Below are 14,259 nucleotides of genomic sequence, written 5' to 3' on the forward strand. Positions count from 1 at the left end.
CTCGTCTGCTTACCCATGGCGAGCAATCACCGCCTCCACCTGATCGTCCAGCCCCTGCTGGGTCAGGCAGCGCCGTACTTCTTCGCACCACTGCGGTTCCGAATCCGTGCTGGCCCAGGCGTAAGTGGCGCTGCGGTACTCCGGGCGGTTGTCGAAGGCCTGGATCAGTACCCGGTTCAGGGTTTCGGTGCTGATGAGTTTGTTGCGCGGCACGGCGTCGCCACGCTTGCTCAACGAATCCAGCACCCGTTGCTGGTGCTCGGGGCACGGGGTGACTTCTCGTAGCTGGGTGGCGCTGAGGACAATAAAGGCCGGGGGAATGTTCTCGGCAATCGCCGCTTGCAGGCGGTAATGACCATCGATGACCACGTAGGACGCCAGGCCGCCGACGTACCACAACAGGATCGGCGGCAGGCTGCCTTCCCGGGCTTTCTTGCGCCACCACTTCAGGCGTCCGGCCAGGGGGTCGACGGGGTGCAGGCCGACCAGCTTGCCGCCGCCGTGCCACCAGTCGATCCACTCCAGGGTCTGGGGTTGCAGGTTGTCGAGGAAGTCTTCGCCGTACAGATACCAACGGGGCAACGGGCTCAGGGGGTCCACGACGGAGGTAAAGCGCCAGCCGTCCAGACTGAGAGGGGGTGCGCTCGCGTCCGGCAGCAAGCCCTGGGCCAACCAATGCCCGGGGGTAAGAAAGTGCGCGTTGCCTTCGCCGAGGCGAGCAACGAAATAACGGCTCCAGGCCTTGATCCGCAACTCAGGTGCCAACTGCGCGTGCTGTTCGACAGTGGGTGAGTCGATGGGCACGATCAATCGGCAATCAGGCGCATCCGGCGCCGGGTTGCGCACCAGCCAGACACCGCCGTGGTCGGTCGCCAGGGTGGCCCAGAACAGCGGGGTGTCGTCGTGCATCAGCTTGAAACGGGCATTGCTGCCGCTGCGCAGGTGCAACACCGGCCGGCCCGCCGGAGGGCGTTCGACCTCGACGCCCAGGCCGCTCCAGCGCCCCTGGGAATCTTCGATATCACGCCAATACAGTTGTTCTGCCATCGTCCCTGACCCTTGAATGAAAACGCCCGGCTCAGGTACTTGGACCTGGGCCGGGCGCGATCATAGCAGAGGGTTTGGAGCCCTTAGCACCGGCAAGCCGACGCCGGCCGTTACAAGCCCTCCAACTCGGCCATCAGGTCGCTCAGGCGGTCGACCTTTTCCTCACTGATGGCATTGTCCCCCAGGCCCTCGATGTACTCGGCCAACTCCTGCACCGTGCTGCATTCGAACATGGCCCGCAGGGGCACGTTGCGTTGCAGGGTTTTCTGCACCCGCGAGGCGATCTGCGTGGCCAACAGCGAATGCCCGCCCAACTCGAAGAAGTTGTCGTGCACCCCGACCCGCTCGACCTTGAGCACCTCGGCCCAAATGTCGGCCAGGGTCTGCTGCAGCTCGTTGCTCGGCGCCTGGTAGTCCTGGCTTTGCAACTGGCCGATCTCCAGGGCCGGCAGGGCCTTGCGGTCGAGCTTGCCGTTGGCGTTGAGGGGCAAGCGCTCCAGCCACAGCCAATGCAGCGGCACCATGTATTCCGGCAGCTCGGCGCGCAGGCGCTGCTTGATGCGCTCCAGTCGCTCGCTGGCACTCAGGCCCGATTCGCCGGCCCCTTGGCTCTCCACCAGGTACCCCACCAGGTGCTTGCCGTTGACCCCTTCCTGCACCGCCACCGCCGCATCACGGACTTCCGGTTGCTCGTGCAGGCGGGCTTCGATTTCACCCAGTTCGATGCGGTAGCCGCGAATTTTCACCTGATGGTCGATACGCCCGACGTACTCCAGCACACCGTCGCTGCGACGCCGTGCCAAGTCGCCGCTGCGGTACAGACGCTCACCCGGCGCACCGAACGGGTTCGGCACAAAGGCCTGGGCGGTGCGCAACGGGTCGCTGACATAACCGCGCCCGACCCCGGTGCCGGCCACGCAGAGTTCACCGACGGCGCCCAGGGGCACCAGGTCCAGGGCACCGTCCACCAGGTACAACAGGTTGTTGTCGGTGGGGGTGCCAATCGGCAGGTAACTGCCACGGGTCGACGCCAGGTCCACACGGTAGAAGGCCACGTCGTCCGAGCACTCCGCCGGGCCATAGGCGTTGACCAGGCCGATCTGTGGATAACGCAGCAGCCACTGATGAGCCAGTTCCGGTGGCATCGCCTCGCCGGTGGGCAACATCCAACGCAGGCCGTCGAGGGGAATCGACTCGTGTGCCAGCATGCCCTGGATCAGCGACGGCACGCTCTCCAGCACACTGATGCCCTGAGCCTGCACATGCTCCAGCAAGCCCTGGGGATCGTGGGCAATGGTGTTCGGCACGATGTCCACCCGAGCGCCAAACAGCGGTGCGGCAAGGAACTGCCAGACCGAAATATCGAAGCTCTGGGACGCGGTCTGGGCGATTACATCGGCCTCGCTCAGTTGCAGGTACGGCACCTTGCTCAATTGGTTATTGAGCATGCCGCGCTGCTCCACCATCACGCCCTTGGGCAGGCCGGTGGAACCGGAGGTGTAGATCACGTAGGCCAGGTTGTCCGGGGCGCTGTAGCGGCCAGGGTTGTCCTCGGCATAGTCGCCGTTCTGCACCTCATCCCAGACCAGCAAGCGTGGCCGGCCGGCACAGCCAAACTCGTCCAGCAGGGCCTGCGCCTGTTCACGGCAGGCTTCGGTGCACACCAGCATCGGTGTGTGGCTCAGCTCGATGATGCGCCCCAGGCGCTGGCTCGGCAGGCCCGGGTCCAGGGGCAGGTAACCGGCCCCGGCCTTGAAGCTGCCGATGATCATGCCCAGCAGGTCCAGGCCGCGCTCGGCCAGCAGGGCCACCGGCTGGTCGAAGCCCACGCCCTTGCTCAGCAAGGCATGGCCCAGGCGGTTGCTGCGCCGGTTCAACTCGGCGTAGCTGTAGTGCTGGTCCAGGCAACTGGCGGCGATGCGCTGTGGATAAGTCGCCACCTGGGCTTCGAACAGCTCCACGTAGCTGCGCTCCAACGGGTATTCATGCGCGCTCTGATTGCAGCCATGCAGCAGGAAGTCCTGCTCCTCGTCACCCAGCAGCGGCAAGTCGGCCATGTCGCCGTGGAAGCCCTGGACCAGGGCCAGCAGCAGGCGCTTGAACTCGCCGAGCATGCGTTCCACGGTGGACTCGTCGAAATAACGCTGGTCGTAGGACAGGTGCAGGCCCAGGTCGTCCCCCGGGTAGCACACCGCGGTCAGCGGGAAGTTGGTGTGGGTACGACCGGAATCCGAGGTGGCATTCAGGCTTTGCGCACGGTCCAGCACCGAGACTTCAACCGGTGCGTTCTCGAACACGAACAGGCTGTCGAACAGCGGCTGGCCCTTGGGCAGTTCGCTGGTTTCCTGGATCGCCACCAACGGCAGGTATTCGTACTCGCGCAGCTGCATGTTGCTGTCCAGCAAAGCGCTGAGCCATTGGCGCACGCTGCAACGCTGACCGTCTTCCGGCAATTGCACCCGCAGGGCGACGCTGTTGATAAACAGGCCCACAGTGCGCTGCATCTCGGGCATGTCCACCGGACGCCCGGCCACAGTGACGCCGAACAGCACGTCGCGATCACCGCTCAAGCGGCGCAATACCAAGGCCCAAGCTGCCTGGGCGAAGGTGTTGATGGTCAGTTGATGCTGCTGGGCCAGCTCGCGCAGTTGCGCGCCGTCCCGGGCATCCAGGCGAGTGTAGCGGTCGCCCACCACCATGCCGCCGCTGTCGCCGGCGTGTTCCCGCAGGAAGGGTCGGTCGCTCGGAATCGGCGTAGTACGCTCGAAGCCTTGCAGGTTGTCGCGCCACCACTGGCGCGCCTCGGCCAGGCTCTGGCGTTGCAGCCAGCCGATGTAGTCACGGTAGCGCGGCGGCACGGCCAGTTGCGCTTCGCGCCCCTCGCCCAGAGCGGTGTACAGCTCGAAGAAGTCATTCATCAGCAACGAGCGGCACCAGGCATCGATGAGGATGTGGTGGTTGCTCATCATGAACCAGTAGCGCGCCGCGCCGACCCGGATCAGCCGCAGGTGGAACGGGGCCTGGTTGAGCAAATCGAAACCGGCTTCGCGCTCGCTTTTGAGCAAGGCTTGCAGCTTGGGTTCCTGCTCGGCCTCGGCCACCGCCGTCCAGTCCAGGTACTCGATGGGCGTGCTGCCCGGCTTGTGGATAACCTGCAGCATGTCTTCGCCAACGTTCCAGCAGAACGATGCGCGCAGTGCTTCGTGACGGGCGATCACCGCTTGCCAGGCCTGGGCGAAACGCTCCGGGTCCAGCTCGCTGTTGATGCGGTAGCGGTCCTGCATGAAGTACAGGCCGGTGCCGGGTTCCAGCAAGGTGTGCAAGAGCATGCCTTCCTGCATCGGCGTCAGCGGGTAGACGTCTTCGATCTGCGCCGCCGGCACCGGCAAGGCGTCCAACTGCGGCTGGGTCAGGCGTGCCAAGGGGAAGTCCGACGGCGTCAGGCCACCGGCCTCGTCGTTCAGGCAATGACTGATCAGGCCTTGCAGCTCGCCCAGGTAGGCCTGGGCCAGATCGTCGATGGTCTGGATGTCGAAACGCTCGGCACTGAAGGTCCAGCGCAGCACCAACTCGCCGCCATACACCTGGCTGTCCACGCTGAGTTCGTTGGGCAACGGCGCGTCCGGCGAATGGGCCGCACCCACTGGCTCGTCCAGGGGCCGGAACAGCGCGTCCTGGCCGAAGCTCTGGTCGAACTGGCCCAGGTAGTTGAAGGTCACCGGCGCCGCCGGCAGGCCCGCCAGGGTCTGCCGGCACAGGTCGTCGGCCAGGTAGCGCAGCACGCCATAGCCCAGGCCCTTGTGCGGCACGCCGCGCAGTTGCTCCTTGATGGCCTTGATCGAGGCGCCCTGCCCGGCCGCTTCTTCAATCTGCAGTGGAGTCAGGCGCAGCGGATAGGCGCTGGTGAACCAGCCGACGCTGCGGGTCAGGTCGATGTCATCGAACAGGGTTTCGCGGCCGTGGCCTTCAAGCTGGATCAATGCCGACGCTTGCCCGGTCCAGCGGCACAGCACCCGGGCCAGGGCGGTCAGCAGCAGGTCATTGACCTGGGTGCGGTAAGCCGCCGGGGCCTGTTGCAGCAGTTGCCGGGTGTACTCGGCGTCCAGGGTCACGCTAAGGCTGTGGGCGTGTTTGTGTTGCCGGCCGCCCTGCGGACGCTCGCACGGCAGCACCAGGCTCGGGCCCGCCAACTGCGCCTGCCAGCCGCTCAGTTCTTCACGCAGCGACTCGCTGCCGGCATAGGCCTGCAAGCGCGCCGCCCAGTCCCGCAGGGCGCTGGTCTTGGCCGGCAGGCTCAACGGCTGCTGCGCCTGCAACTGGCGGTAAGCCGTTTGCAGGTCTTCCAGCAGCACCCGCCAGGACACGCCATCGACCACCAGGTGGTGAATCGCGATCAACAGGCGTTGCTCACCTTCAGGCCCGTCTGCCAGCACGGCACGCAACAGCGGCCCGTGTTCCAGGTCGAGGCTGCGCTGGGCATCGGCGAACAGCTCGGTGCAGTGAGCCAGGCTCGGCACCCGTACTTGCCACAACAACGGTGCATCGTTCAGCGGCTGGTGCTCGGCCCGCCAGGCACCCTGCTCTTCAGTGAAGCGCAGGCGCAGGGCGTCATGCTGTTCCAGCACCGCCAACAGTGCCTGTTCCAGGTGCTGAGCGTTCAGGGGTTGGGTCGGCTCCAGCAGCAACGCCTGGTTCCAGTGCTGGCGTTCGGGGATGGCACTGTCGAAGAACCAGTGCTGGATCGGTGTCAGGGCCGATTCGCCGCTGAGCAAGCCTTGCTCGGCGCTCACCTGCTGGCTGCGACTGGCCACGGCGGCCAGGGTTTGCACGGTCTGGTGCTGGAACAGGTCCCGCGGGCTGAAATGAATGCCCAACTGGCGTGCCCGGCTGACCACCTGGATCGACAGGATCGAGTCGCCGCCCAATTCAAAGAAGTTGTCATGCAGGCCGACCTGCTGCAGGTTCAGCACCTCGCACCAGACGCGCGCCAGGGTCTGCTCCAACTCGTTGCTCGGCGCCACGTATTGCTGGCGATTGAGGCTTGGGTCCGGCATCGGCAAGGCCCGACGGTCCAGCTTGCCGTTGGCGGTCAGCGGCATGCTGGCCAACAGCAACAGGTGCGTCGGCACCATGTAGTCCGGCAGTTGGGTCTTGAGCTGGGCCTTGAGTGCTTCACGCAGGGCGGACTGTTGTGCCTCGTCGGCCTCGGCCACGTTGCTGACCAGGTAGCCGGCCAGCTGTTTGCCCCCCGGCATGTCCAGGGCCAGCACCACCGCTTCACGCACCGCCTCATGCTCCAGCAGGCGGGTTTCGATTTCCCCCAGTTCGATGCGGAAGCCGCGGATTTTCACTTGGTGGTCAACCCGGCCGATGTATTCCACTTGGCCGTCGGCGCATTGGCGCACCAGGTCGCCGGTACGGTACAGGCGGCCGCCGTCGGCACTGAACGGGTCAGCGACAAAGCGCTCGGCACTCATGCCCGGCCGCTGGTGGTAACCCTGGGCCAGGCCCGCTCCACCGACAAACAGCTCGCCGGTGGCGCCTGGGGGAACCAGGGCCAGGTCGGCATCCAGGATGTAGGCCACCCGAGCCCCCACCACGGTGCCGATGGGCACGCTGGCCACGCCGTCCGCCAACTGCTCGGGCGCCAGGCTGGCCAGGGGCATGACCACGGTTTCGGTCGGCCCGTAGGCATTGAAGAACAGGCTCGGCGTAAAGGCCGCGCGAATCCGCTGCAGGTGCTCGCCGGTCAGGGCCTCGCCGCCGGTGATGCACATGCGCACCGGCAGGGTCTGGTTCTGGGTCGCCAGCCATTGGGCCAATTGGCTGCCATAGCTGGGGGTAAAACCGAGGATGTTGATCCCATGCTGGCGGATCAACTGGCAGATTTCCTCGGCGTCCCACTGCCCTTGAGCGCGCAGCACCACATGGGCGCCACTGAGCAGCGGCACCAGCAGGCGCTCGGTGGCGGCGTCGAAGTTGATGGAGTAGAAGTGCAGCTCACAGTCGTCCGGGCGCATGCCGAAGCGCTGGATCACCGCCTGGCAATGCATGGCGATTTCACCCTGGGACACCACCACGCCCTTGGGCTTGCCCGTGGAACCCGAGGTGTAGATCAGGTACGCCTGGTGCTGGGGCAGACTGATGAATGACGGCTCGTCGCTCGGGTAGCCGGCCAGCAGCGCGCCATCCTCTTCCAGGCACCAGCGGCCGACACCGGCCGGCAGGTCGCCCAGGGCGCTGAACATCGCCGCGTCGCTGAGCAGCAGGCCAACGCCGCTGTCTTCGATCATGTAGTGCAGGCGGTCCAGGGGGTATTCCGGGTCCAGGGGCACGTACGCGCCGCCGGCCTTGAGGATCGCCAGCAGGCCGATGACCATTTCCAGGGAGCGTTCCAGGGCCAGGCCGACCCGCACTTGCGGGCCCACGCCGCGCTCACGGAGCATCCAGGCCAGGCGATTGGCCCGACGCTCGAGTTCGGCGTAGCTCAGGGTCTGCCCTGCAAAGGTCAGGGCCGGGGCATCCTGGCGCACCCGGGCCTGCTCGCTGAACAAGCGCTGGATGCACTGGTCAAGGCGATGCTCGCCCGGCTCGCGGCCCAGGCTGTCGAGCAGGCTCTGGCGTTCGGCGTTGTCGAGCAATGGCAGTTCGCACAGGCGCTGCTGCGGATCGGCCAGCAACGCCTCCAGCAGGTTGCGCCAATGGCCGGCCATGCGGGCAATGCGTGGTTCGTCGAACAGGTCGGTGCTGTAGGTCAGGCAGCAACCCAGGCGATGATCCAGGTCGGTGACTTCCAGGTTGAGGTCGAACTTGGTGGCCCGGGCGTCGTTGACCAGGTATTCCACACGCATGCCCGCCAGTTGCCGGCTCTGCTGGAACTCCCAGCGCTGAACGTTGCACATCACTTGGAATAGCGGGTTGTACGCGGCGCTGCGCGGTGGCTGCAGGGCTTCCACCAAGTGGTCGAAGGGCAGGTCCTGGTGGGACTGGCCTTCGATCACGGTGTGGCGGACCTGGTCGAACAACTGGCCGACGCTCATCTGCCCGTCGAGCTGGCAACGCAGCACCTGGGTGTTGAGGAAGGCCCCGATCAGCCCTTCACTTTCCGGACGGATACGGTTGGCCACCGGCGCGCCGATGCGCAGGTCGGTCTGGCCACTGTAGCGGTAGAGCAAGACGGCCAGGGCCGCGGTCATGGTCATGAACAGGGTCAGGCCATGCTGGGCGTTGAAGGCCCGCACCCGGGCCGCCAAATCGTCGCTCAGATCAAAGCGGTACAGTTCGCCCTGGTGACTTTGCACCGGCGGTCGTGGGCGGTCGCTGGGCAATTCCAACAATGGGTGTTCGCGGCCCAGTTGCCCGGTCCAGTAATCGAGCTGACGCTGACGCTCGCCGGATTCCAGCCACTCACGCTGCCACACGCTGTAATCCAGGTACTGCACCGGCAGCGGTGCCAGGGGCGACTCGCGCTCATCGATAAAGGCTTCGTACAGGGCGCTGAGCTCCCGGGCGAAGATGTCCATGGCCCAACCTTCGGTGACGATGTGGTGCAAGGTCAGCACCAGGTAATGCTCTTGCTCGCCAGCCTTGACCATGCAGGCGCGCAGCAGCGGCCCGGTTTCCAGGTCGAAGGGCGTGTGCGCTTCGCTGTCCGCCAACTGCTGCAGGCGTTGTTCACGGGCCGCAACGTCCAGAGCGGAAAAATCCTTCCAGTCCATGCGCAGGCCGGTTTGCCCATGCACTTGCTGACGGGCCACGCCGTTGACGCTGGGGAACGTGGTGCGCAGGGTTTCGTGACGCATGATCAGGGCTTGCAGGGCCGCTTCGAAGCGCGCGACATCCAGTGCCCCGGTAAAGCGCGCCATGCCGCCGACGTTATAGGCCGGGCTGTCGGGCTCCATCTGCCAGAGGAACCACATGCGCTGCTGGGAATAGGACAACGGCACTGGCTGGCTGCGATCCACCTGGGCGATCGGCAGTTGGCTGTTGCGCTGACCGGCAGCCTGGATCAGCCGCACCTGCTCGGCAAAGTCGCCCAGCTCGCTGGCCTCGAACAAGGCCCGCAGCGGCAGCTCCACATCGCAAGCCTGGCGGGTGCGGGAAATAATCTGGGTGGCCAGCAAGGAGTGGCCGCCCAAGGCAAAAAAGTCGTCCCGCAGGCCGATGCGCTGCTGGCCCAGCACTTCACGCCAGATAGCCGCGATCTGCTGCTCCAGCGCGGTGACCGGCTCGACGTGCTCACGTACCTGCCATTGCGGCTCCGGCAGGGCCCGGCGATCCAGCTTGCCGCTGGGGCTCAGGGGCATTGCGTCCAGACGCAGCAATTGCGCCGGCACCATGTACTCCGGCAGTTCGGCGGCCAGGGCGGTTTTCAGGCGGCTGTTTTGCGCCTCTTCACTTTCACTCGAGTCCTGGGCGGTGTAGTAGCCGATCAACTGTGGGCCGGCCGCGCTCTCGCGCACCAATACAGCCGCCTGGGCCACGCCGTCCTGGACCAGCAGGTGCGCCTCGATTTCCTGGGGTTCGACACGAAAGCCGCGCAGTTTGACCTGCTGGTCGAGGCGGCCCAGGTACTCCAGGGCGCCGTCAGCATTCCAACGCGCACGGTCACCGGTGCGGTACAGGCGCGCGCCCTCTTCACTCAAGGGGTCCACGACAAAACGTTCGGCGGTCAGCGCCGGACGGCCCAGGTAACCCCGGGCCAGGCCCAGGCCACTGATGCACAGCTCGCCGGGCACACCGGCCGGAACCGGGTTGAGCTCGGCGTCCAGCACGCGGCAGATCACGTTGGCCAGAGGCCGGCCGATGGGCGAACGCTCGCCGTCTTCTGGGCGGCAGTGCCAATGGGTGACGTTGATCGCGGTTTCCGTCGGGCCGTAGCGGTTGTGCAATTGTACCTGGGGCAAGTGCTCCAGCAGGCGGTTGCGCAATTGCGCGGGCAAGGCTTCGCCGCCGGAGAACACCCGACGCAGGCTAGCGCACTGGGCAGCCAGGGGCTCGTCGACAAACAGCTGCAACAGCGGCGGCACAAAGTGCAGGGTGGTCACGCCATAGGCTTGCACCAACTGGGCAATGCGATGGGGGTCGCGATGTTCTCCCGGCGCCACCAGCAGCAGGCGGCAGCCGGTGATCAGCGGCCAGAAGCATTCCCACACCGACACGTCGAAGCTGATGGGCGCCTTCTGCATCAGCACATCGCTGTCATTGAGGGCGTAGCGGCTCTGCATCCATTGCAGGCGCTCACTCAAGGCGCCGTGGGTGTTGCCCACGCCCTTGGGCTGGCCGGTGGAACCGGAGGTGTAGATGACATACGCCAGGTTGTCCCCCTGCAGGTGCAGGCCCGGCGCGTGGCTCGGCCAGCTGTCGAGCTTGAGGCTGTCCATGGCGATGGCGCTGACACCTTCGGCCTGGGGCAGTTGGGGCAGCAAGTGGGTCTGGGTCAGGAGTAGTTCGACGCCGCTGTCGTTGAGCATGTAAGCCAGGCGCTCGGCGGGGTAATCCGGGTCCAGGGGCACGTAAGCGCCGCCGGCCTTGATGATCGCCAGCAAACCAATCAACAGTTGCGGCGAGCGCTCGGCGGCGATGGCCACGCACACATCAGGGCCGACGCCCTTGTCCCGCAGGTAATGGGCCAGGCGGTTGGCCTGAGCGTGCAATTCGGCAAAGCTCAGTTGCCCACCGTCCCAGACCAGCGCCGTGCGCTCCGGGGTCAGGCGCAGTTGCTCATTGAGCAACTCGGGCAGCCACTGGCTGGCAGGCGCTGCGGGTGCCACGCTCCAGCCCTGTTGCTGGGTGTGCTCGGCGGCGCTGAGCAAGGGCAGATCGCCCAGGGCCGTGTCCGGGCGTTCGCAGGCCTGTTGCAGCAGGCTGACAAAATGCTCCGCCAGGCGCTCGATGGTGGTGGCCTCGAACAGCTCGTCGGCGTAGTCGAACGCCAGGCTCAGACGGCCGTTGCGGTCTTCATCGCTATGCAGTTGCAGATCGAACTTGGCTTCGCGGCTGTGCCACGGCAGCTCTTCGGCGAGCAGGCCCGGCAGGCGGCGCAAGGCGCTGAGGTCCCGTTGCTGGTGGTTGAACATGACCTGGAACAGGCCCTGTTCACGGCCTTGGGGGAAGGCTTCCAGCAGTTGTTCGAAAGGCAGGTCCTGATGGGCCTGGGCACCCAGGGCCGCCTCACGGGTACGGCCGAGCAACTCGGCAAACGGCAGGCGCCCGTCCAGCTCGGCGCGCAGCACCAGGGTGTTGATAAAGAAGCCGATCAGGCCTTGGGTTTCCAGGCGTGGGCGGTTGGCATTGGGCACGCCAATGCGGATATCGCCCTGGCCGGTGTAGCGATGCAGTAGGCTCTGGAAGGCCGCCAGCAGCAGCATGAACGGCGTGGCGTCATGGGCCTGGGCGGTCTGGCGAACGGCCTGGCTCAAGCTCGCACTCAGGCGCAGGCTATGGCGGGCGGCGCTGCGTTGCACTTGCGCCGAACGCGGGTGATCGGTGGCCAGGTCGAGCACGGGCAGCTCATCCCCCAGTTGCTGCTGCCAATAGGCCAGTTGCCGCTGGCCTTCGCCCTGGGCCAGCCATTGGCGCTGCCAACTGCCGTAATCGGCGTATTGCAGGGCCAGGGGCGCCAGTTCCAGGGACTGGCCCTGGGAGGCTGCGGCATAGCATCGCGAGAACTCGTCGATCAGGACATTCAGCGACCAGCCGTCGGCAATGATGTGGTGCAAGGTCACCAGCAACTGATGCTCGTCCTCGTCCAGGCGCACCAGGGTCACCCACAACAGCGGGCCTTTTTCCAAGTCGAACTGGGTGCGGGCTTCCTGTTCGCGAATCTGCTGCGCCCGAGCCTCACGCTCGGCTGGCGGCAGGTCGCTGAGGTCGATGACTTGCAGGTTGAATTCCGCCGCTGCATCCACTTGCTGCAAGGCGTGGCCGTCGCGTTCGAAGAAGCGCGTGCGCAGGGATTCGTGGCGTTCGATCAGTTGCTGGAAGCTGGCACGCAGGGCCTGTTCATCCAGCTCGCCACGCAGGCGCAGGCCGCCGGGAATGTTGTAGGCGTGGCTGTGCGGGTCCAGTTGCCAGGTGATCCACAGACGGTTCTGGGCCAGGGATTGGAGCAAGGGTTGCTGGCGCGCCAGGGCCTGGATATCGCCTTGGGCCTGGCCGCCATCCTGTTGCTGACGTGCGATCTGTTCACTGAAGGCTTCAAGGGTCGGGGCCTCGAACAACAGGCGCAGGTTCAGCTCCAGGCCCAAGTCTTCACGCAGGCGCGCCAGGACCTGGGTCGCGGCAATGGAGTTGCCGCCCAGGAGGAAGAAGTGGTCGTCGGCCGCCACCTGCTCCACCTGCAATTGCTCGCACCAGATAGCCGCGATGCGCTCCTGCAAGGCCGAGCCCGAGGGCGCGGTGGCCGGCGCTGAAGAGGCCTGGCGATCGGGAAATACCGCGTAGCTGTCGAGACTGCCATCGGCCAGGCGGTTGCGGCAGGCGGAACGCTGCAACTTGCCGCTGGAGGTTTTCGGCAACGCCCCCGGGTTAAGCAGGACCACCACACTCGGCGCTTCCTGGTAGGCCTCGGCCACGGTCTGGCGCAGGGTCTTGATCAGCGCTTCGGGGGAGAGGATTTTCTGCACGCTGCGGCTGATTTCCGCGGCGATGCCGATGCCTTCATGGCCCTGCTCCTGCACGGCGAAGGCCGCGACCCGGCCCTTGCGCACCACTTCCACTTCGCGCTCGATGGTTTGCTCGATGTCCTGGGGATACAGGTTGTGGCCGCGAACGATCAGCATGTCCTTGAGGCGCCCGGTGATAAACACCTCGCCCTGGTGGATAAAGCCCAGGTCGCCGGTGCGCAACCAGGTGCGCCCGGCATACTGGACAAAGGTCTTGGCGGTGGCTTCAGGGTTGCGCCAGTAGCCCAGGGCGATGCTCGGGCCGGCGGCCCAGACTTCGCCGACCTGGCCGTCCGCCCGTTCCGTGAGGCTGGCCGGGTCCATCAACAACACCGCGTGTTCCGGCTGGCTGGTGCCGCAGCTCATCATCACCGTGCCGCTTCCCGGCTCGGCGCGGTTCTGCGCCAGGGCCTGATCGTCCAAGCCCAGGGCGGGGATGCCCTGGCCACGGGTGCCGCCGGCGACAAACAGGGTGGCTTCGGCCAGGCCGTAGGAGGCAAAGAAATTGTTCGAGGTGAAACCGCACGGGGCGAACTTCTCGGCAAAACGCTCCAGGGTGTCCTGGCGGATCGGTTCGGAGCCCGAATAGGCCACGCGCCAGCCGCTCAGGTCCAGGCGTTCCAGGGCCGACTCGCTGACCCGCTCGCTGCACAGGCGGTAGGCAAAGTCGGGACCACCGCTGATGGTGCCGCCGTATTGGCTGATCGCCTCCAGCCAGCGCACTGGCCGGGCCAGGAAGTAGGCCGGCGACATCAACACGCAAGGCACGCCGCTGAAGATCGGTTGCAGCAAGCCGCCAATCAGGCCCATGTCGTGGTACAGCGGCAGCCAGCTGACGATCACGTCGTCAGGGTTGAGATCAATGCCAAAGCCGCGGCGGATCAACAGTTCGTTGGCGACCAGGTTGCCGTGGCTGACTTGCACACCCTTGGGCAAGGCGGTGGAGCCGGAGGTGTATTGCAGGAAGGCGATGTCATCCGCTTGCAGCGTCGGCTCGACCCAGGCCTGGGCCAGGCTGGCTTCCAAGGCATCGACGCAGAGCAGTTGCGGTGCGTCCTGGGCATTGAGTTCGTCCATCTGCAACAAGGCTTCGCGCACCGCGCTGCTGGTCAGCAGCAAGCGCGGTTCGGCATCGGCCATGATCGATAGCAGGCGTTCCTGATGGTGGCGACGGGCGGACTCCGGCGGATAGGCCGGCACCGCAATCACCCCGGCGTACAGGCAGCCAAAAAACGCGGCGACATAGTCCGGCCCACTGGGGAACAGCAGCACCGCGCGATCGCCCACCTGGGCATTGGCCTGTAGGGCACTGGCGATGGTCCGCGCACGCAGATCCAGATCCCGATAGCTGAGCACCACGTTCTGTTCCTGCTCTTCGGCAAGGAAGCGCAAGGCCACTTGGTCGGGGGTTTGCGCCGCCCGGCGTTGAAGGGCTTGAGCCAGGGTGCTGGGGAGTTCGAACGCGTCCGTCATGGGGTTTCCTGCCAGGAGAGTGCATGCCATTGGTATCGGGATCCAGGGCACCACGCAGGAAATAATCCCTTAA

At 65.9% G+C, this 14,259-nt stretch carries 2 protein-coding genes; both read right to left on the minus strand.

Annotated features, from left to right (window positions below; all coding sequences use genetic code 11):
- Positions 1-9: 9 nt before the first annotated feature.
- Positions 10-1,047: a hypothetical protein gene (locus M1B35_RS06750; protein ID WP_268261558.1), complete on the minus strand. Its 1,038-nt coding sequence runs from the start codon at positions 1,045-1,047 to the stop codon at positions 10-12.
- Positions 1,048-1,157: 110 nt separating this feature from the next.
- Complete coding sequence (locus M1B35_RS06755; RefSeq protein ID WP_268261559.1) at positions 1,158-14,186, minus strand: non-ribosomal peptide synthetase; 13,029 nt, start codon at positions 14,184-14,186, stop codon at positions 1,158-1,160.
- Positions 14,187-14,259 lie beyond the last annotated feature (73 nt).

Origin of the sequence: Pseudomonas morbosilactucae (assembly GCF_023241665.1) — a bacterium.
In the GTDB taxonomy this organism is placed as follows: Bacteria; Pseudomonadota; Gammaproteobacteria; order Pseudomonadales; family Pseudomonadaceae; genus Aquipseudomonas; species Aquipseudomonas morbosilactucae.